The 19,604-nt window shown below is 40.9% G+C and carries 14 protein-coding genes and 1 riboswitch; of the genes, 6 read left to right on the top strand and 8 right to left on the bottom strand.

The features are described 5' to 3' along the window. Positions 1 to 70 precede the first annotated feature (70 nt). Positions 71 to 2,515 (bottom strand): outer membrane beta-barrel protein, encoded by a 2,445-nt coding sequence (locus P1X15_RS24920; protein WP_277340850.1) that lies wholly within the window; start codon positions 2,513 to 2,515, stop codon positions 71 to 73. Between the two features lie 255 nt (positions 2,516 to 2,770). Here P1X15_RS24920 and P1X15_RS24925 point away from each other — a divergent pair, with 255 nt between their 5' ends. From P1X15_RS24925 to P1X15_RS24935, 3 genes are all read left to right on the top strand, one after another. Continuing rightward, a complete protein-coding gene (locus P1X15_RS24925; protein ID WP_277340851.1) occupies positions 2,771 to 3,802 on the top strand; it encodes a sensor histidine kinase in 1,032 nt (343 codons plus the stop codon). Positions 3,803 to 3,830: 28 nt separating this feature from the next. After that, complete coding sequence (locus tag P1X15_RS24930) at positions 3,831 to 4,553, top strand: LytTR family DNA-binding domain-containing protein (protein WP_277340852.1); 723 nt, start codon at positions 3,831 to 3,833, stop codon at positions 4,551 to 4,553. A 190-nt stretch (positions 4,554 to 4,743) separates the two neighbouring features. Beyond that, positions 4,744 to 7,254, top strand: coding sequence for a penicillin-binding protein 1A (locus tag P1X15_RS24935; protein WP_277340853.1), 2,511 nt, complete (start codon positions 4,744 to 4,746; stop codon positions 7,252 to 7,254). Here P1X15_RS24935 and P1X15_RS24940 read toward each other — a convergent pair. The 3 genes from P1X15_RS24940 to P1X15_RS24950 all read right to left on the bottom strand — a co-directional run bounded on the left by P1X15_RS24940 (position 7,251) and on the right by P1X15_RS24950 (position 10,064). Next, positions 7,251 to 8,102, bottom strand: a complete 852-nt coding sequence (locus P1X15_RS24940) for an AraC family transcriptional regulator (protein WP_277340854.1) — start codon at positions 8,100 to 8,102, stop codon at positions 7,251 to 7,253. The two genes, P1X15_RS24935 and P1X15_RS24940, sit on opposite strands and share 4 nt — an antisense overlap. Positions 8,103 to 8,342: 240 nt before the next feature. Continuing rightward, a complete protein-coding gene (locus P1X15_RS24945) occupies positions 8,343 to 9,425 on the bottom strand; it encodes a Gfo/Idh/MocA family protein (RefSeq protein ID WP_277340855.1) in 1,083 nt (360 codons plus the stop codon). Positions 9,426 to 9,551: 126 nt separating this feature from the next. Continuing rightward, positions 9,552 to 10,064 carry a hypothetical protein gene (locus P1X15_RS24950; RefSeq protein ID WP_277340856.1) on the bottom strand — a complete coding sequence of 171 codons (513 nt, stop codon included), beginning with the start codon at positions 10,062 to 10,064 and terminating at the stop codon, positions 9,552 to 9,554. A gap of 231 nt (positions 10,065 to 10,295) precedes the next feature. On the opposite strand from P1X15_RS24950, the gene P1X15_RS24955 reads away from it, so the two are divergent. Beyond that, a complete protein-coding gene (locus tag P1X15_RS24955) occupies positions 10,296 to 10,730 on the top strand; it encodes a DoxX family protein (protein ID WP_277340857.1) in 435 nt (144 codons plus the stop codon). Here P1X15_RS24955 and P1X15_RS24960 read toward each other — a convergent pair. The 4 genes from P1X15_RS24960 to P1X15_RS24975 all read right to left on the bottom strand — a co-directional run bounded on the left by P1X15_RS24960 (position 10,727) and on the right by P1X15_RS24975 (position 15,920). Beyond that, the gene (locus P1X15_RS24960; protein WP_277340858.1) at positions 10,727 to 11,641 is read right to left on the bottom strand and encodes a DUF6607 family protein; all 915 of its coding nucleotides are present in this window, start codon (positions 11,639 to 11,641) and stop codon (positions 10,727 to 10,729) included. The genes P1X15_RS24955 and P1X15_RS24960 overlap by 4 nt on opposite strands. A gap of 55 nt (positions 11,642 to 11,696) precedes the next feature. After that, positions 11,697 to 12,176, bottom strand: a complete 480-nt coding sequence (locus tag P1X15_RS24965) for a Fur family transcriptional regulator (protein ID WP_277340859.1) — start codon at positions 12,174 to 12,176, stop codon at positions 11,697 to 11,699. A gap of 192 nt (positions 12,177 to 12,368) precedes the next feature. Further along, on the bottom strand, positions 12,369 to 13,547 hold the full coding sequence (locus P1X15_RS24970) for a PepSY domain-containing protein (protein ID WP_277340860.1): 1,179 nt from the start codon (positions 13,545 to 13,547) through the stop codon (positions 12,369 to 12,371). A gap of 6 nt (positions 13,548 to 13,553) precedes the next feature. Further along, the gene (locus P1X15_RS24975; RefSeq protein ID WP_277340861.1) at positions 13,554 to 15,920 is read right to left on the bottom strand and encodes a TonB-dependent receptor; all 2,367 of its coding nucleotides are present in this window, start codon (positions 15,918 to 15,920) and stop codon (positions 13,554 to 13,556) included. A gap of 361 nt (positions 15,921 to 16,281) precedes the next feature. Continuing rightward, a riboswitch (cobalamin riboswitch) is annotated at positions 16,282 to 16,406 on the top strand. Positions 16,407 to 16,500: 94 nt separating this feature from the next. Between P1X15_RS24975 and metE the strand changes: the two genes are divergently transcribed. Both metE and P1X15_RS24985 read left to right on the top strand, forming a co-directional pair. Further along, the gene (gene metE / locus P1X15_RS24980) at positions 16,501 to 18,810 is read left to right on the top strand and encodes a 5-methyltetrahydropteroyltriglutamate--homocysteine S-methyltransferase (protein ID WP_277340862.1); all 2,310 of its coding nucleotides are present in this window, start codon (positions 16,501 to 16,503) and stop codon (positions 18,808 to 18,810) included. A 107-nt stretch (positions 18,811 to 18,917) separates the two neighbouring features. Continuing rightward, positions 18,918 to 19,427 (top strand): PAS domain-containing protein, encoded by a 510-nt coding sequence (locus P1X15_RS24985; RefSeq protein WP_277340863.1) that lies wholly within the window; start codon positions 18,918 to 18,920, stop codon positions 19,425 to 19,427. Positions 19,428 to 19,604: the final 177 nt, after the last annotated feature.

A 19,604-nucleotide genomic window follows, 5' to 3' on the forward strand; every position in this document is an offset into this window, starting at 1 on the left:
AAAAGTTGTTTCAAGACAAAAAAATCATTCATAAACTTCAAGCTTTTATAGTGTTTAATCTCCGTTTTATTTAATTTATTCTTCCTTTTTCATCATCGGCAGCATTGTCTTGGTGATGTCTTTTAGGTCGGAAACCGTCCTTACCAAATCGATAAGTGAATGCTACTCCCACACGTTGGGTATCTGATTGATTGGTTTGGAAGAACTCGGCTTGCTTGACGCCAACAGAATAACTATGACGTATCCACGAATGAAAGATATCATCAGCAGACAATCGAATGCTACCTTTATTTTTCCAAATCTTTTTTTGCAACGCCACTCCCACCCGATACATCATTCGACTGTAAGTCTGTCCGCTCAAATCCGAACTCGCATAGTATCCACTTAAATCGGCACTCCAATTATTTTTAAACCTAAATTGATTATACATTTCAAAACGAGCTACATAAGCTCTTGGTGTCAATGTCTCGGTATAACTTGTCCCATTCAGGCCGAGATGAGATAGTCTGAGTGTATAAATTAAATTCCACCACCCGGTAGGTGCTCCCGAAAAAGTGGTGTTGAGAATGAGCATGAAACCCTTCGCTATGTTGTTGGGTCGAGCAATAAAAATCGTATCCACCACCTCCGTTGTTTGCAAAATAATATCTGTAAAGTGATTGTAACTCAGCCCCAACTGCAACCATTGTTTATGCTGAAATTTCAACTCTATACGATTTTGATACTGTGGATTCAGGAAAGGATTACCTGCTGTATACGAATAGGCATCTTGAAAAAACACAAAGGGATTCATCTGCTGATAATTTGGACGATTGATACGTCTGGTAAAGCTGAGGTTAAAAGAGTTTTTGTTGAGACTATCTAGCTTATAGTTGATAAATACACTGGGAAACAAGCGGGTATAACTTTTAGAAAAAGTACTACTTTCTATGACTTCATTTCCCAATTGATATCCTTGGGCTTGGGTATTTTCTGCCCGTAATCCCAATTGCACCCCTACTCTTCTTCTTTCCTGTCGAAAGTTAAGGTAAGCTCCATTGATATTTTCATGATACTTATAGTGATTGGATTTACGGTTGTCTATTTGGGCTGCATTAGCTATGATATCATAATAATTAGCCCTATTATCATTCCTAACAATACTTGATTTGACGCCCAACTCCCAAACAGATTTGTTTTTTAGAGGATGTATATAGTCCGCTTTCGCGGTATAGATGTCTATTTTTCCCGGAACCAGGTACCAAAATTCAGCTTCATTTTCCCATTTTTGTTCTGGTTGAGAGCTAAAAGTATGTAAACGTTGGCTACCGTCGGATTCGTAACGCAAATAATTCACATCTGCGATAAGTTCACGATTAGCATTATCAAATTTATGTTGAAAATTAAAGTTTAAGCCATTGTTTCTTCGTTTATCAGACAAATCTGTCATGCCTCGGCTAAGGGCATCAACTTGTTTTTGAGCATTATAATTACGACTAGCATAACCTAATTCTCCCTTCCCATTTCTATTGTTCAGATTGAGCATCATTCCATAGGTTGTTTTGGCAGTAGCTGCGTAATCGACCCCCATAAAAAGGCTAATACCTTGTCCTTGAAGCTTTTGTTGGTTGACAAGTGCAACAATGGAAGTTTGCGTATCATCTGTATCATAAAATCTTCGCTCATAAATATCATCTACATAATTTTTCTCATTGTTTACACCCATATTTCCAAACAGATTAAATTTTTTATGGTTGTAATTGAGGTTGAGGCTACCATTCTGACGACCATATACTCCCTGACTGTACCCCAAAGCTAGATTTCCGACAACGCCACCCTCTCGATTTTTTTTGAGGCGAATATTTATAACCGCATTACCCGCGGCATCATATTTAGATGAAGGATTATCTATAAGCTCAATTTTATCGAGTAGCCCTCCCGGCAAAGATTTTAGATAAGCAGCCAAATCTTGTCCTGACATATAAGTAGCGCGGCCCTCAATCAGCACCAAAACCCCACTTCTCCCATTTAGACTAATGTCTCCATTGGCGTTCACAACTACACCGGGCGTTTTTTCCAATACTTCAAGTGTATTACTTGCACTACTGCCAATCATCGACTCCACATTGACCAGCATTTTGTCAATCTCATGCTCAATCAATGGACGCTTGGCCTTGACCACTACTTCTTTCAATTCTATGTCTTTAGAAGGAGTCATCACTATCAAAGGCAACACCACCGCGCTATGGGCATCGTCGATGGTCAGGATATTGCTTTGATAAGACCGCTGATTGATAGCTGTGACGAGCAACTGATAGCTTCCATTGGAAAGAGTATTAAACTCAAATTTCCCGTTGATGTCAGTGACCGTTCCTCTAACTAAGGTTGAGTCAGAGGCATTCAATAATCTAACAGTAGTGCCCGGCAAACTTTTATTTTGAGCATCTTTGACCGTGCCTGAAATACTTGTTAATGGTATTTGTGAAAAAAGTTTCAAGGATAGAAGACTAAAAAAGAAAATGGCTATTGCTTTCATGAATTTGTAATTTTGACCGAACGAAAAATAATTTCGATTCAAAAGTCCAGCTATAGCTTTTCTCTCAGAAATTATAATGTCGAAAGCCAACACTTGGTTGACAGACGATTGTTTTTTGATGTTAAATTAGTTCATGGTCATTTTAATGGTGTCTATCAAGAATTCGGATATGTTCACCCTAACAATTGCAGTAAATTTGACAAATTGACCAATTTTTAGCCCTAAGTTTTACAGATACACAACTGCTTTACAATCATGAAAGCTTTGAAACAAGACTGGTTCACCGATTTTTTTGGCAAGAAAATATACATTTATTTAGCTGTGTTAGCTAGTATTCCGATTTTTATTGGGGCAGAAAATTACGTATCTACTATTGGAATTCATGAAGATGAAATCATGGCTACTACGGTTACTTTTATACTTTTCTTAGGCGTTTTTACGGGTAGATATTTGTCTCGTTTTTGGATTTCACCCCATAAAATGATTCCCAACGAATACTTTATGGGAGCTAGTATACTCCTTATTGTATGTATTATTTGGCTATTTGCTATTCCCTTTCAACACCGAAAAGCCATTACACTTATGTTCTGGCTTCCATTTACGCTATTGGGACTAACATTAGGCTTCTTGATTAAGGCCGTCAGACACATGGCTCGTTATCAAATCCTTACAGCCCAACAAGACGCCGCCCAGAGCAAAAGCGAACTGCAATTGCTACAGTCGCAGCTAAGCCCCCACTTTTTGTTCAACACCCTCAATAACCTGTATGGGTTGTCGATTACTCAGCATGAAAAAGTCCCTCCTCTTTTGCTCAAACTTTCTGATTTGTTGAGATACTCAGTATATGATACCAAAGAAGTATACGTCCCCCTAAAAGAGGAAATCGCCTATATCAACAACTATATTGACTTTGAGAAAATAAGACTTGGCGAAAGGCTTATCTTAAAAACCTATATAGAAGCAGAAGCCAAGGATTCAAATGCAAAAATTGCCCCTATGCTACTGATTATCTTCATCGAAAATGCCTTTAAGCATTCTAAAAACTCTACCGAACAACATATATATATAGAAATCACACTCAAAACTTGGGCTAATTCTATTTTATTCTCGATCAAAAATTCATTTGAATTACCTACTGACACACCTCTGTCCATCGCCCAAAACAGCGGTTTTGGCCTAACAAGCGCAAAAAAAAGATTAGAATTGCTTTATCCAAACGCTCATGACTTAAAAATCGACTCTCAAAACAGATTTTATTCGGTCATGCTACAGTTAAAGATGCAATGAATCAATGCTGACCTCAAATCTATCTTAAATGTCTCAACTACTTTGTTTGATTGTCGATGATGAGCCTATTGCCCGCGAAATTATCAAGTCATATTGCAGCTATTTACCTAGTCTTCAGGTGGTATCGGCTGTAGGCAATGCCATTGAAGCCAAACAAATTCTCCAAACCCATAAGGTAGATATTGTATTTTTGGACATCAATATGCCAGTCCTCGACGGCATAGCCTTTATGAAAACCCTCAAACTGCCTCCACAAGTTATCTTTACAACAGCTTATAAGGAATATGCCGTCGATGCTTTCGACTTAGCTGCTTGTGATTATTTACTAAAACCTTTTTCGCTGGAGCGTTTCATCATTGCCGTTGACAAAGCCATTGAAAAAATCTCACACGACAACATTCCGCTCCATAGCCAAAGTTCTTTCTCTGATTCAGAAAAACCCTCTAATTATCTATTTATCAAATTTGAAGGGAAAATTTTTAAAGTGCAGTTTGATGATTTACTGTATGCTGAAGCCCAAGGAAATTATACTAAACTAGTCACATCGCAGCATACTTTACTGCCAAACATGACATTTACCAACTTAGACGAACTTCTACCCTCTTCTATGTTTATAAGAGTACACCGTTCGTTTATCATCAACCAAGTCAAAATTACCCATATTGAAGGCAACCGTGTATTTGTTCAAGGTTTTGAAATTCCTATTGGGAATAGCTATCGAGACGATTTCTTGAGGCACTTGGGCTTTTAAAACCCGCTTTTATTTCTCCCAAAAATAAGAACTGACCTACATGATTTTTTGATTTCTTCCAATAACCCTATCTTTGACCCGAAAACTCATTCAGGATTCAATTATGCAAGATTTTTTGAAGAAATTGAGCAGCTTTTGGAACACAATTACCAGCCCCATTAGAAAATTAATCAAATGGTTAGGGCGACTAATGTACACCCTACTTGGAAAAATAGTAGGCCAACAAAGGCTCAATCAATGGACCAACGGCTATGAAACGTACAAAAACTTATTTTGGCAAAAGTATTACGAACGTGTTGATGTCAACTCGCCCTACTATCGCGCAGTAGTTAAGGCTTGGAAAGTTTTGTTGTATGGTATAAGCGGGCTTGCCTTCTATATTTTTTGTGTAGAAACCAATTTCCTCTGGCTTTGTGGGAGCATGCCTAGCGTCGAAGACCTCCAAAATCCCAAAGTAGCCCAAGCTTCCGAGATTTATTCGATTGATGGCAAACTAATCGGAAAACTCTACACCGAAAACCGTACTCCTGTAGATTATGACAGTATTTCTCCACACCTTATCAAGGCATTGATTGCTACAGAAGATGCTCGCTTTTATGAACACTCTGGCATCGACTCTCGTGCCCTCATGGGGGTAGCTTTCGGGATTTTGCAGGGTGGCGAGCGTGGCGGAGGAAGTACTATTACACAACAACTTGCCAAAAAGCTGTTTCGGACGCGTCGCAAATCCGCCAGAGGGCTGCTAGGCAATGTTCCATTGGTACGTACGCTCGTTTACAAAACCAAAGAATGGTTGACCGCCATCAGGCTTGAGCGCAATTTTTCCAAGGAAGAAATCTTAACAATGTATTTTAATACGGTAGATTATGCCAACAATACCTACGGTATCAAAACAGCGGCTCGTTATTATTTCAACAAATCTTCTTACGAACTTTCGGTGCAAGAAGCTGCAGTATTGGTAGGCCTGCAAAAAGGAACTACCCTCTACAATCCCGTCAAAAACTACGACCGCTCTCTCACCCGGCGCAATACAGTGATGTCGCAGATGGTCAAGTATGGGTATTTAAAATCTTCTTCTGCCGATTCTTTGGCCAAATTGCCTATTGAACTGCGCCTTACGCCCGAACGTTTCAACGAAGGAGACGACGAATACGCCATTTATCAGTATTTCAACGGGGCTGTTGAAAAATTCATGGAAAAATGGGGAGAAGAAAACGACTATGACCCTTATACCGACGGACTTAAGATTCGGACGACCATAGATTCGCGTATGCAAAAACATGCCGTAGCTGCCGTAGCCGAAAGAATGCGGATGCTCCAGCAAACTTTTGAGAACCATTGGCTCAATCAAAACCCTTGGCGCGATGAAAACGGTGCAGAAATCCCCAATTTCTTAAATGACGTAGCCAAACGTACCGACCGCTATAAAGCTCTGTATAAGCGATTTGCCAAACTCCCCGAAGCAGTACAAAAGGATTCGATTTTGTATTATATGAACAAAAAAGACACCATGACTATCTACGACTGGAAAACAGGCCGTGAGAAAAAAGTCGTCATGAGCTCGATTGATTCATTGAATTATTACAAACGAATCTTACGAGCAGGTATGATGGCCATGGACCCCTACACAGGTCAGATCAAAGCATGGGTCGGGGGACTCAACTACAAGTTTTTCAAGTATGATGCTGTAGAACAAGGCAAACGTCAGCCCGGATCAACTTTTAAGCCTTTTGTGTATTGTGCAGCCATTGATAGCTCAGCTTTCGACATGGCCCCATGCGATAAAATGGTAGATGAACCTTTCCAAATCGAGGTAAAAGAACGGATAAAAGGCAGAGATACAGTGAAGGTATGGCGTCCTAAAAACTCAACTGGAGGCTTTAGTTATCAAGAACTTACCCTTCGAAGAGCTTTGGCGCGCTCTATCAACTCAGTAACTGCCCACCTTACCAATAAAATCGGGGCGCAGTCGGTAGTAAACTATGCCCACAAATTGGGTATTACCACTCCCCTCAAAGCCGTGCCCTCGATTGGCTTAGGCCCTTTCGATGTATCCTTGTATGATATGGTGGCTTCATATGCGGTATTTCCCAACAATGGCCGCCATACCGACCCGGTGGTAGTGGCTCGTATCGAAGATTTTAATGGAACTCCAATCGAAGAGTTTGCGCCAGAAAGCAAGCAAGTCATCAGCGAAGAATCCGCCTTTTTGATGGTGCATATGCTCAAAGGAGGTATCGAAGAGCCTGGCGGAACCTCTCAAAATATCTGGACTTTTGGAGGGCTTTTCAAACAAGGCTTTGAGATTGGTGGAAAAACCGGTACTACTTCCAACAACTCCGACGGCTGGTTTATGGGAGTTACCAAAGATTTAGTAGTGGGTGCTTGGGTAGGCGGCGACGACCGCAGTATCCACTTCCGCAGTACCAATCTAGGCGAAGGTGCCAAGACTGCTTTGCCATTGGTAGGGCGTTTTCTTGAAAAAGTATATGACGATGCCTCCATTGGTTATAAAAGAGGCCCCTTCCCCAAACCTAAGATTACAATTCTGAAAAGCTACCGAGATTGTTTGCCATCATCGCCTATTGAACCAGAGTCTGACTCAACCAATGTTGCCGATGACTCACTCTATCTGCTACCTCCTACTATTGATTCTGAAATTGAAATTCCTGATGTCCCGGTAGATACAACCAATTCTTAGGAGATACGCATAAAATTCTTTTTAAAACTTAACGGGTTCTGGCCCGTTATTTTTTTGAAGGTACGATTAAAATAAGAAAGACTCTCAAACCCGCATTCGAAGCAGGTTTCAGTTACGTTTTTATCCACCAAAAGCAACTTTTTGGCTTGGTTGATACGGTAGTGGTTCAAAAATTCAGTAAAGGTCAATCTCGTCATTTTCTTAAAATACCGACAAAAAGCAGCATTGCTCAGGTTTGACAATTCCGCTACCTCTTCAATGTCTATTTTGCGTTGGTATTGCTCATCAATAAACCGATACAATTTCAGCAACCGTTCTTGCTCTCGGCGATTGTATTGATTTTCAACGGGTTTGTCATGCAAAAATTCCTTTTCCGCCGCAGCCGCCAAATCATACAAAATACTCAACAACTCCAAAAACTGCTCAATTCCTTGCATATAAGGCAATTTTTGCAAACGTATTTTGACCGTGTTTTTAGCTTCAGCCCCAAAAGCAATCCCTCTAGAGGCACTCTCAAACAACTTAAATATGGGCTCAAATTCGGGCGTATTTGCCAAGGTCTGTTCTAGGAAAGAAGCCCGAAAATGAACCACAATTTTTTCATAGTGGGTTTTGGCACCATAGTCAAAATTAAGATGAGGGATGTAAGAACCTATCAATACCAAATCACTTCCTTCAAAAAGCGACATGTGTTTTCCCACGTGCCGGGTACCACTGGTGCCTTCGATGTACACCAATTCAAACTCAGGATGAAAATGCCAAAAGAAAAAGTCACTCATGCGAGGATTATGCATTATCTTAAACGACGTATCCGTGTTTATTTGAAGTTCTTCAAATTGTATTTTCATAAGAAGTGTTTCTGTCTGATACCATAAGTCCAAAAAAATTATCGTAACAACTAGCCTTAGGCAATAAGCTTTAAGCAGTAGGCTTTTTTCGATGTTTTTGGCTCCGAAGAGTTGTTGCGTATGCAAAACCTTTTTTAGCTTATGGCATAAAGCCTATTGCTAATAAAAAAGCTTAGGCAGACCCAAGTGAGTCTGCCTAAGTTAGGAAAAAATATAATATAATCACTGATTAACAGACTTTTACAATCTCACTACTTCTCCAGTACGAACTGATTCATCGCACGCAAAAGCAATTTGGAGGCTATTTACGGCATCATTCATGTGGTCGGTAAGATCTACATCTTCCAAGATTGCTTTCAAAAAATATTGTTGTTCACGGTTACAAAGCTCTTGGTGGTCAGGCTCATCGGTAAGATTAATCCACTCATCTTCCTTCACAAAAGCGTTGTTGGCATCCAAATCGGCATAGTGTACTCGCAAAGATTCGGTTTTAGTATGTGCGTCTACGTTGTCAGATTTACCAGCGCCTCCTGCTTCTTTGGCCACGATTGATACACAACCTTTAGGACCTACTACATCTTTTACAAAGAAGGCGGTTTCGCTCATCATGGGCCCCCACCCTGCTTCATACCAACCTACCGAACCATCTTCAAATCGGATTTGTAATTGACCATAGTTATAATTTCCCGTTGGAATATCCTCGGTAAGACGCGCACCAATCGCCGATACCCACACGGGCTTCGAGCGGGTCATTTGACACATTACATCTATATAATGTACCCCACAGTCCACAATTGGGCTTAGGCTTTTCATTAAGTTGCGATGCACATCCCACATATAGCCGTGGCTTTGTTGGTTGAGATTCATACGCATTACGAGCGGCTTACCTAGTTCTTGAGCTACTTCCACAAATTTAGCCCATGAGGGGTGATGACGCAAAATATACCCTACCACGAGTTTTTTATTGGCTTTCACGGCCGCTTCTACTACTCTTTTGGCTCCTTCTACCGTATCGGCTACTGGCTTTTCGATAAATACGTGGCATCCGTGTTCAAAGGCCATAATCGCAAAAGCTTCGTGGGTGTCGGGGTAAGTTGAAATACACACAGCGTCGGGCTGAGTGGCTTTCAAAGCTTCGGCATAGTCGGAATACAAAGCATAACCGCCTCCCAATTTCTCGTTTAAAACTTCTTTGCTTTTTCCCGTTGAGACAATACCACAGATTTCAAAACCCTCGAATGTATGATACGCCGTAGCGTGAGAAGCTCCCATGTTTCCGCATCCTACCACAAGGACTCGTACAGGTTTAGTAAGTGTTGACATATGAATATATAAATGGAAATTGATTTTTGGTGTAAAGGTACAATTATCATGTTTACCTACTGCATTTTTACCAAAAAGGCAATCCCAAAAAATCTACTAATCATCCTGCTACCCACTTTTACTATTTCAAAAAAATACTTCTACATTTTGTTCCACCGTATTTTTCTCCACTTTTCTGATTACAACAGGTAAAAATACCAAGGTAATCAGGCAAGCAATAGTAGGTAAATAGCCAATAGGCGTAAAAAATCCTGTTGGCGCACTCAAAACAATCACCCAAAAGGCCGTTTTGAAAATCGCTTGTCGGCGCGGAAAACCTCGAAACAAATCTCTAATCTCACGAAGCATTTGTACACTAAGTGATAGCAGTACCACTCCCAAAAGTAGCAAGGAATAAAACCGAAAATCAAACACAAAGCTTTTGTCCAAGACCCGTTCCAGGGCATGATAGCTTATTTCAAAAAGGTGCCCTAATCCCATAAAAGTAGCAATGGAAACAGGACCAAACACGACAAAAAAGGCAGGCATTTTACGAATCGGGACGGTAGATTGGCGTAAAAATTGAATGGTTGTGAAATATGAAATCACAAAGCAAAACAGCAAAACAATCTGATCAATGTAGTTCCACAAAAGAAGCATTTGAGTAAAGATAAAATAAAACGCACCGCAAGCTAAAACAGCCGTGCGGTGGTTTCAACATTATCCTGTATTAAGTGCATTTTTCTTTGCCCGAAATGCCAATAATCAAAACTGACGTGCTTTTCTTTAATTTATAAGAATGCTCTTTGATTACATTCAAAAAAGTACAAATCACTCTTGACAAAATCAAATAAAACTTTTAACTTTCTGAAAACCAAACATTTTCATACTATGAATACGCTCCAACGCATCGAACATTGGGGCGATACGCATCATCCAGCTTGGCTAGATGTGATTCGTATCGCTCTTGGCTTGTTATTGTTTTTGAAAGGAGTGAGTTTTATCAGTGATACGTCGCGGCTTGCCCAACTTATCAGCGACCACAACTCCTTTTTGAGTTCTGTAATAGCGGTTCATTATGTAGCTTTTGCTCACCTAATGGGCGGGTTTTTGATTGCTCTGGGCTGCCAAACCCGAACGGCTGTAATGTTCCAAATTCCCATTTTGATCATAGCCGTTTTCTTTGTCAACATTACCAAAGGTTTCTCTTTTCTTAATTCGGAGTTGTGGCTTTCCGTTATCACTTTGATGCTGCTCTTTGTATTTTTAGTGACAGGGTCAGGCAAGTTTTCGATGGATGAATGGATGAAAAACCATCCTCATTAGCGCATTGAGTAGGCTTCTGGATTTTTGACAAATTTGAGGATAGTAGCCTTAATCTCTTGACGAGTAGCAGGATTGTCGGAACGATACGACAAGTTTTCAAGCATTTGTCCCAGCGATTTTCCTTCTACTTTTTCGTCTGTCAGGCTGATTCCTTTGTTTTGTGCAATAAGTTCTGTCCACACCGCTCGTACTTCGCCCCAATATGAGCGGTGTTTTTCCCACCACCTTTTGGCTACGTCGCATTTACTTTCATCGACTTTACGATAATCGTTCAGTCCCTTTTCTTGGGCTAGAAGCTCATCCCCTTTTTCGGTTCGGATGATTTTGTCGTTGTCTTGCTCATGCAAATATCCCTCTTTAGTGACATGAATGCGATTGTTGCGGCGCATCACCTGATAGTCAGAGCGTTTGGAATACTCGCGACGAGGAAGAGGCGCATCCGTTACATTGGCCCAGACGTGTTTTCCGTCCTTATGAAACCACGATGCTGTACCCTCATAACGCGGACTATCGTCTACTTCAAATACTTTTTGAGTCCATTGCCCTTTGATCTGCGACGAGGGGAGTTTTACCGATTTCCAATCTTTGTTTTTTTGATAAGCCAACACATTGGTATTTTCATATTCCCAATCTTCACGCCAATGTTTGATGACTGTTTTGTCGTTGATAACAAGCAAGTGCACCAATACCAACTTATCTTTTGATTCTTCATCTATCGCTACCCATTCTAGTCCTTTAGCATGATAACGATCCTGAAACTTATAATCTTTTTGGGGAGAAAATGTCTCAGCATATTGAAAAGTCACTTCCTGACACCCGCACTGCCCTTTAATAGCCTCTATATCAGCCGTTTTTTGGGCGTTTGCATTTAGTCCAAAGCCAACAAGCGTTAGCAAAATTACTTTTTTCATAAATTTATTTTTTATTTTATTTATACTAATTAAAAATAAATAGCCAAAAAAATAACTAGTTAAGGTTCTTCTCTAGCTTATGACTGCACAGTTCGTCGGTACAATGTCCATAAAACACCAATGAATGTTGTAAAACCCTGGTCATAAACCACTCTCCTACGCTATTTTCGATATTGGAAACACGCGGATCACAAAACTCTTTGATATGATGACAGTCTAAGCAAACCACATGGTCATGTTGCCCACTTCCCAGCGCCCTTTCGTAGTTGAAAGACGCATTGGTTCCAAATTGATGTTTCTTTATTAACCCCGCTTCTACAAACAAATCAAGGGTATTGTAAATAGTAGCCATACTGATGTGAAATCCGCTAGCCATCAAAATTTCACGAAGCTGATAGGCGTCAAAATGATAATGCTCCGTATGCGAATAAATCTCTTCTAAGATAGTATACCGTTCTTGCGTACGACGGTAGCCTTTTAGTTCCAAAAACTGATCAAGTCTTAAGATAGCAGCCTGTAAATGAGAGCTTTGCATATTTTCTAAAAACAATACAATGTAATAATCATTGCAAATTTAGATTTATTTAGAATAAATACAAATAAATTATATAAACATCTTTTTCTTAACCACTTTTTAATAAGGCTCGCGCCGAAAGATTCGGCACGAGCGCTGTCTCATCTATGCGGAAGGAAAGGCACCCTTCCACAACCTCCTTGAACATGAACTCTAACTTTTTAAAACTACCCTATCACTTGCTTTGGTCGCTTTTGTGGGTTCCATTACCTTTTTAGGCACTTTTTTTCTTCTTCCCCACCATATCAAAAACCCCGTAACAGGCAGGCTCGTAGCCACTAAACTTACCAAAAAAGCAAGCACTTTTCCTGCCAAGCCCCACACAGCGCCCACGTGCAAGTCATAATTCATCCGCAGCAACTTATCGGCAGCAGAAGCTTCTTGAAAGCGACCATATATATGTCCTACTTTGATTTCTTGAAGACTATACTGGTCAAAATATCGGTAGTCGGTTTTCCAGTAGGTACTAGGATCTGGATTGGCACTTGCCGCAATCGCCGAAGTATCTGATTCGGGTACATGCACTTCCAACACCGCTGCTTTGGGATATTCTATTTGCATTCGGTGCCATATTTGGTCAATCGCAGGGCTACTTAATACCGGATTTTGAGGCTTTGGAGCAGAAATAGGTTCTGTAAATAGCAGCGACTTTTTACCTCCTGCCAATCCATATACCGACTCAGCAAACCACTGAAATCCCCACACCAAACCTGTCAAAGCCAATATCAAAATAAAAATCGATGCATAAAACCCAAGGATATTGTGTAGGTCATAATTTTTACGTTTCCACTTTAGGTTTTGTTTCCAATTAAACCAAAATCTTTGTTTTGTAGCGGCTTTGTTTTTGGGCCACCATAGCACAATTCCCGTAATAAGCAATACCACAAACACCAACGTAGAATAGGCTACAAACGGCTGTCCGATAGCGGGTGGAAGCCAAAAGTAAAAATGACCTTGCAATACTATTCTAAAAAAATCATTATCCATATCTTTTACTTTGAGCACTTTACCATCGTACGGATTGAGATATACAATGTAGTAATAGGACGGCTCAAAGTGAAAAAAGCTTACTTGGGCAGCTTTGCCTTTGTCCATATACAAAACGGCATGTAAGTGCTTATCGGGAAGCTGTTTTTCGGCGATAGATTTCAATACCGACGGGGGTAAAAATGCCTTTGATTGCGGTTCAACAAACCGATAAGATTGCGTCAGGTTTTGAAGTTCTTCCTGAAAAGCATACAAACACCCCGTAAGACTTATCACAAATACCACCACTCCCGAAACTAATCCCAGCCACAAGTGGATTTTTCCAATGACTTTTTTAAAACTCATACTTTATCAAAATTTATAACCAATGCTGATTCTACTGTTACGCAAGGCTTCTGTCTGCCAGTAGTAGGCATTGAGCCAAGTATAAGGTGCTCCCGAGAAAAGATATTTGTTAAGTATATTATTGACATTGAGCGCGACCGAAAACTTGTTGCTTTGCCAAGAAACAGCTCCATCTAGCCTAAAATAATCTGGTAAGGCTTGGTTGGTACCGTCAAACACATACCAAGACGAGCGTCCTACTTGCCATTGGTATCCCAATGACGCCCCTAAACCTTTGAGTCCACCACGTGTTGCCCGATACGACAGCCAAGCGTTGGTGATGTGCTTGGTTGCTCCCGCTACCGCTACACCTACTTTCTTTTCGTCGGTATCTTTGGTAACTTTAGAATCGGTATAGGCATAATTGAAAGTAAGATCCAATCCTTGCAAGAGTTGGCCTCTAATGTCAAACTCTACTCCTTTGGTTTTGGTTTGCCCCAACTGAATCGAAAAATTGAGATGATTAGGATCGGCAGTGAGTACGTTGTTTTTTGTGATTTGATACAAAGAAAGGGTTGAGTTCCAGCGTCCTCCCATCCATTCTTTTTTCAAGCCGGCTTCGGTATTGTTGCCAGTGATAGGGTCAAAAGCTTTACCAGTAAAATCGGCTCCTGCTTGCGGAATAAAAGCTTGGTCATACAGCGCATAGGCCGACATACTTTTGTTGAGCGAAACGCTCACTCCTATACGAGGCGTAAACTTGCTGCTTTTTACTGAGCCAGAATAGGGATCAGCATCTTGCGCCGTCGTATAGCGGCCTGCCAAGGTTAGGCGTATTTTATCGTTTAGAAAACGTAATTCGTCTTGCACATACAGCGCCGAATAGCTTTGATTGTAATTGACGCCTCTACTACGTAAACTACGCGAGCGGTCAAACACTGGTAAAGAATCAGCGGGAACTTGCCCGTATACAGGCTTATAGATATTGAAAGGCACGGTGCCATTGAGATTAAATCCTTGCGACCAATCCGCAAAATATTGTTTCTGTCCCATATCAAGTCCTGCCAAAATACGGTGAGTGATACCCCCTGTTTTTACATCACCATTCACAAACACTTGCCCGATTTTGTTGATTCCCAAGGCATCCCAGATACTAATTCCACGCTGCATGGTACCATTGTCGTCCGTAAAAGTACTTGGCCACATACTACTTCCGATTTGATTGTAATTGAAGTAGGCCAATTGCCCAGTAAGTTTCCATTGCGAATTGATTTGGTGGTTCAGAATCAACAATAGACTTTGGTCATTGATATTGGTAGGGTCTAGATTAGGTTCAGTAGTTGTAAAGTTGACCGGAAGATCCCCGTACGTTTTTTGTCCAAAAGCATAAGCTGAACCAATCATCGACATTTGCATGTATTGATAGGTATATTCGGCAGTCAATGAAGTTTTGTCATTGAACTTGTATTTAATGACTGGCACAATCGAATAGCGGTTGTTGTACTCAAAATCGCGATGCGACCCTTTGAACTGCCCCATTAAGTTGAGGCGATACTGTAATTTGCCGTCTTTGCTCAATAAACCGTCAAAATCAGCGGTAGCGCGGTAAGTGTTGAAGCTCCCCAGCGTCATCGTTGCCTCTCCTTTCGTAATTCCAGTTGGTTTTTTCGTAACCACATTATAAAAACCACTAGGCTCACCATTGGCCATCATAAAACCTGCAGGCCCTTTTACAAATTCAATACTTTCGACCATGCTCATATCTTCTGCCAATGGCCCCCAGGGCATCTGTACATTCATTCCATTGCGGAAAGCGGCAATTTGCGACCCTCTCATGTTAAGAAGAGCGTAATTATCCCAATGCTCTAGGCGGGTCACTCCACTTACATTGCGCGTGATCCCTTCGAGCATATCAAAAATCTGTTGGTCATTGATGAGGGCTTTTGTCAACACTTGGATATTTTGAGGCGTTTCGATCAAGGGGGTCTTCAATCGTAAAGTCACTGAAGGCATATCAGCATTGTATTTATTAGGATATGCCGACACAATCACCTCATCCAACTGACGGCTATTTTCGCGTAGTACAAAATTGGCCTCGGTGGTTTGACCATCTGTTACGGTCACATTTTGGGTTTGGCTTTCAAGACCCACAAAACTCATCTGCAAAACATACGCTCCTGGTTTGACTTTTTCGATACTAAACTCTCCTTTTTCATTTGTTACAGTACCTTTATTAGTTCCTTTTAAGTTTACGTTTACATATTCGGCGGGCTTGCCATCGGTGGTGGTGAGTTGGCCTTTTACCAGCCCCTTCTGCGCGTATAGTTGATGTGAAATCAGCAATACAATCCCCACTTTCCATACTTTCTTCAATGATGTAGCTAATAGGTACATATGAAATTATTATTATTTAGATTAATTACAAAGAACGCACAAAACTATGCACCAAGAAAACAACAAGCAAGGATTTATTTAGAAATATTATAAATAAGCAAAAGAAGAAGCAAGTTAATGAACCATAAAAGACAAAAATTAGCTCTTACTTGAAAAGACAAAAAATAAAAAATATATATTTTTTAAAGATAAATAATCTAATAAATACAAATTAAAAACATATTGAATACTTTTATTGAAACAAAAAACACACATTATATCTTTCTTAAAATAACACTCCATAACTTTGTGGCAGTTCTTTCAATCAATTGCCGTTTTTGGTTGTTGTCACTTAGCTTTCCAATGATTTTAGGGCATCTACATTTTTGAGAAGTACTGAGGCAGCATTAAAAAGGAATCGTGTGTAAATCACGAGCTGACGTGCAACCGTGTGTAATCACCACCAGATTACGAGTCGAGACACTTGCCAAAAACGAACTGACTAGCGCTTTCACGAATTAAAGCGACGGTCAAGCAGTGGGTAAGGAAAGAGCAATTAAGTTTTTCAACTTTTTTGTTTCACTAAAATCCTTTTACTCTTATGCTCAAAAACAACCTTGGCTATCCACGCATTGGAAGCCACCGTGAGCTCAAAAAAGCCTGTGAATCTTACTGGACAGGCAAAGTCAGTCAAAATCAATTACTTGAAGTGGGTCAGCGTATCCGCCTTCACCATTGGCAGATTCAGCAAGCAGCGGGAATCGATTTGATTCCTTCCAACGACTTTTCGTTTTATGACCATGTACTTGATATGAGTCTAAGCCTAGGAGCAATCCCAGCGCGGTACCAAGCTATTTTGGCGGCCAATACCCACAACAACGATCTTGACCTTTATTTTGCGATGGCTAGAGGCTATCAAAAAAATAACCTTGACATCAAGGCCATGGAAATGACAAAGTGGTTTGATACCAATTACCACTATATTGTCCCTGAGTTTACGAAAGACCAAACGTTCAAGCTTTCTTCCGAAAAAATATTCAATGAATTTGAAGAAGCACTTAAGGCAGGGATTCTGACTAAGCCTGTCCTGTTGGGCCCTGTCACCTATCTTCTGCTTGGCAAAGAAAAAGAAGCTGGTTTTCATCGATTAGACTTACTTCCTCGTCTATTACCCGTCTATTTTGAAATACTCGACCGTCTCCAAAAAGCAGGAGCGGTTTGGATTCAGTTTGATGAACCTTGCTTGGCGTTAGATTTGAGCTATCAAGAAAAGGAAGCTTTACGAACTGTCTATGAAGCTATTCGTCAACGTTTCCCCCAACTCAAATCGCTGCTTACTACCTACTTTGACGGTCTGCGCGACAATATTCTATCCGTTAGCAACTTGCCCGTTTGTGCGCTGCACGTAGATTTAGTGAGATTTCCAAGCCAATTTGATGATCTTTTGACGGCCCTCCGCGAGCCGATGTCATTGTCGTTGGGTATTATTGACGGCCGTAATATTTGGAAAAATGACTATTCCCAATCGCTCCTTTTTATCAAGAAAGCAGTTGCTAAACTCGGTTCACATCGTATCATGATTGCTCCTTCATGTTCTTTACTGCACGTTCCTTGCGATCTTGAACTTGAAAAAGACGAAAATCAACTTTCTGCCGAAATTAAACAATGGATGGCTTTTGCCAAGCAAAAACTCAACGAAGTCAACGATCTTTACACAATATTTCAGGCCCATGACGAGGCCTTGCTTGTGCCAAATCAAGAGGCTATTAAGCAACGTCAGGTATCTCCGCTCATCCACAAGCCCCAAGTCCAGCAACGCCTAGCGGCACTTGCTCCTAGTGATACAGTACGAAAAAGCAATTTTGAGATAAGGCAGCAAATACAAAAAGCCCTGCTCAATCTCCCGTTGTTTCCGACCACTACCATCGGCTCTTTTCCTCAAACAGACGATGTAAGACAACTAAGAGCGCGGTTCAAAAAAGGGGAGCTTACCTCGGCTGATTATGTAAAAGAAATAGAAAAACACCTCCAAAAAGCCATTTCGTGGCAAGAGTCATTGGGATTGGATGTGCTGGTACACGGCGAATTTGAACGCAACGACATGGTCGAATATTTTGGCGAAATGCTCGAAGGCTATGTCTTCACTCAAAATGGCTGGGTACAAAGCTACGGCTCCCGGTGCGTCAAACCGCCCATTTTGTATGGTGATATTGACCGCCCCCACCCTATGACGGTCAAATGGACAGCCTATGCTCAATCGCTTACCTCCCACTATGTGAAAGGAATGCTCACTGGCCCCATTACACTTTTACAGTGGTCGTTTGTACGTAACGATCAGCCGCGAAGTACCACTATGTTTCAGCTTGCCTTGGCCATCCGCGATGAAGTATCAGATTTGGAAGCCGCAGGAATTAAAATCATTCAAATCGACGAAGCAGCACTACGTGAGGGATTGCCACTACGCAGGAGTGATTGGAAAACCTACCTCGACAATGCAGTTAGAGCCTTTCGTATTGCCTCTTCGTCGGTGGATAACCAAACGCAGGTACATACTCATATGTGCTATTCCGAATTCAACGACATCATAGAGAGTATCGCTGCTATGGATGCTGACGTGATAACTATCGAAACGTCACGTTCACAAATGGAACTCCTAGATGCTTTTAAGGTTTTTGCTTATCCCAACGAAATCGGGCCAGGGGTGTATGATATTCACAGCCCCCGCGTACCTACCGTTGAAGAAATGGTGGCCTTGCTCGAAAAAGCACTGCTAGTACTCCCTGCCCAAAACCTCTGGGTCAACCCCGACTGTGGCCTCAAAACCAGAAAGTGGCCCGAAACAGAAGTAGCTCTCAAAAACATGGTACAAGCCGCTCAATCGCTAAGGGTCAGTGTTGCCCAAAAAGTATAGTATAAGCAGCATCTCAAGCATTATCAAAAAGGCTTGGGATGCTTTTTTTATATTTTTTTAAACAAAAAAGTAGCACGTTTTGTATTATCTCCAAAACTAAATGTGCTATGTTTACTCTTCCCTCAAGGCGTTCGTTTCATGAATTTCAGCCTATTACCAAGGCAGCTCCATTACTCTGTTGGGACGTGGCTCATCCTTCTTTAGCGAAAAAGCAACAAATTGCCGAAGATATATTATACCTAGAGCAGCTGCAATCCCAACATCGCTGGCAGTTACCTTTCAGTTTTAGGCATTTGTTGAGCAATAATTTCACCCTTGTTATTACTGATTTAGAAAAACACATCTTATGGGCAAGCCAAAATTTTGAAAAAATGACAGGCTATCATTTGGAGGAAGCCTTAGGACAAACTCCTAGTTTTTTACAAGGCCCTGATACAAGTGTTAAAAGTAGAATGATGGTAAGAGATAAGTTAGCTTCATGGTCAGAAGCAGAAACCAAACTCCTTAATTACCGAAAAAACGGTGAACCTTATTGGTGTCAAATCAAGATTCATCCCTTGCAAAACCAGGAGGGTGTATTTACCCATTTCATAGCTATCGAAAAAGAAGTAGATTAATACGAAGTGCTTATGTACCGTTAATTGTTACAATAAGTATTATATTCTAACCCCCGCCTAAAGTCGGATTGCCAATGTGGCGCGGGGTTAAACCGCAAAACAGTAACGGTATAGTTTAATTCTGCTTCATTGCTTGGCTCACATACCTCTTTAAGCTCCTAGTTTTTGATAATTTAG

It is taken from the genome of Runella sp. MFBS21 (assembly GCF_029433105.1).
Classification (GTDB): Bacteria; Bacteroidota; Bacteroidia; order Cytophagales; family Spirosomataceae; genus Runella.

Coding starts and splice junctions, on each gene's coding strand:
- P1X15_RS24920 (WP_277340850.1), bottom strand. CDS start 2,515: ATGAAAGCAATAGCCATTTTCTTTTTTAGTCTTCTATCCTTGAAACTT.
- P1X15_RS24925 (WP_277340851.1), top strand. CDS start 2,771: ATGAAAGCTTTGAAACAAGACTGGTTCACCGATTTTTTTGGCAAGAAA.
- P1X15_RS24930 (WP_277340852.1), top strand. CDS start 3,831: ATGTCTCAACTACTTTGTTTGATTGTCGATGATGAGCCTATTGCCCGC.
- P1X15_RS24935 (WP_277340853.1), top strand. CDS start 4,744: ATGTACACCCTACTTGGAAAAATAGTAGGCCAACAAAGGCTCAATCAA.
- P1X15_RS24940 (WP_277340854.1), bottom strand. CDS start 8,102: ATGAAAATACAATTTGAAGAACTTCAAATAAACACGGATACGTCGTTT.
- P1X15_RS24945 (WP_277340855.1), bottom strand. CDS start 9,425: ATGTCAACACTTACTAAACCTGTACGAGTCCTTGTGGTAGGATGCGGA.
- P1X15_RS24950 (WP_277340856.1), bottom strand. CDS start 10,064: ATGCTTCTTTTGTGGAACTACATTGATCAGATTGTTTTGCTGTTTTGC.
- P1X15_RS24955 (WP_277340857.1), top strand. CDS start 10,296: ATGAATACGCTCCAACGCATCGAACATTGGGGCGATACGCATCATCCA.
- P1X15_RS24960 (WP_277340858.1), bottom strand. CDS start 11,641: ATGAAAAAAGTAATTTTGCTAACGCTTGTTGGCTTTGGACTAAATGCA.
- P1X15_RS24965 (WP_277340859.1), bottom strand. CDS start 12,176: ATGCAAAGCTCTCATTTACAGGCTGCTATCTTAAGACTTGATCAGTTT.
- P1X15_RS24970 (WP_277340860.1), bottom strand. CDS start 13,547: ATGAGTTTTAAAAAAGTCATTGGAAAAATCCACTTGTGGCTGGGATTA.
- P1X15_RS24975 (WP_277340861.1), bottom strand. CDS start 15,920: ATGTACCTATTAGCTACATCATTGAAGAAAGTATGGAAAGTGGGGATT.
- metE (WP_277340862.1), top strand. CDS start 16,501: ATGCTCAAAAACAACCTTGGCTATCCACGCATTGGAAGCCACCGTGAG.
- P1X15_RS24985 (WP_277340863.1), top strand. CDS start 18,918: ATGTTTACTCTTCCCTCAAGGCGTTCGTTTCATGAATTTCAGCCTATT.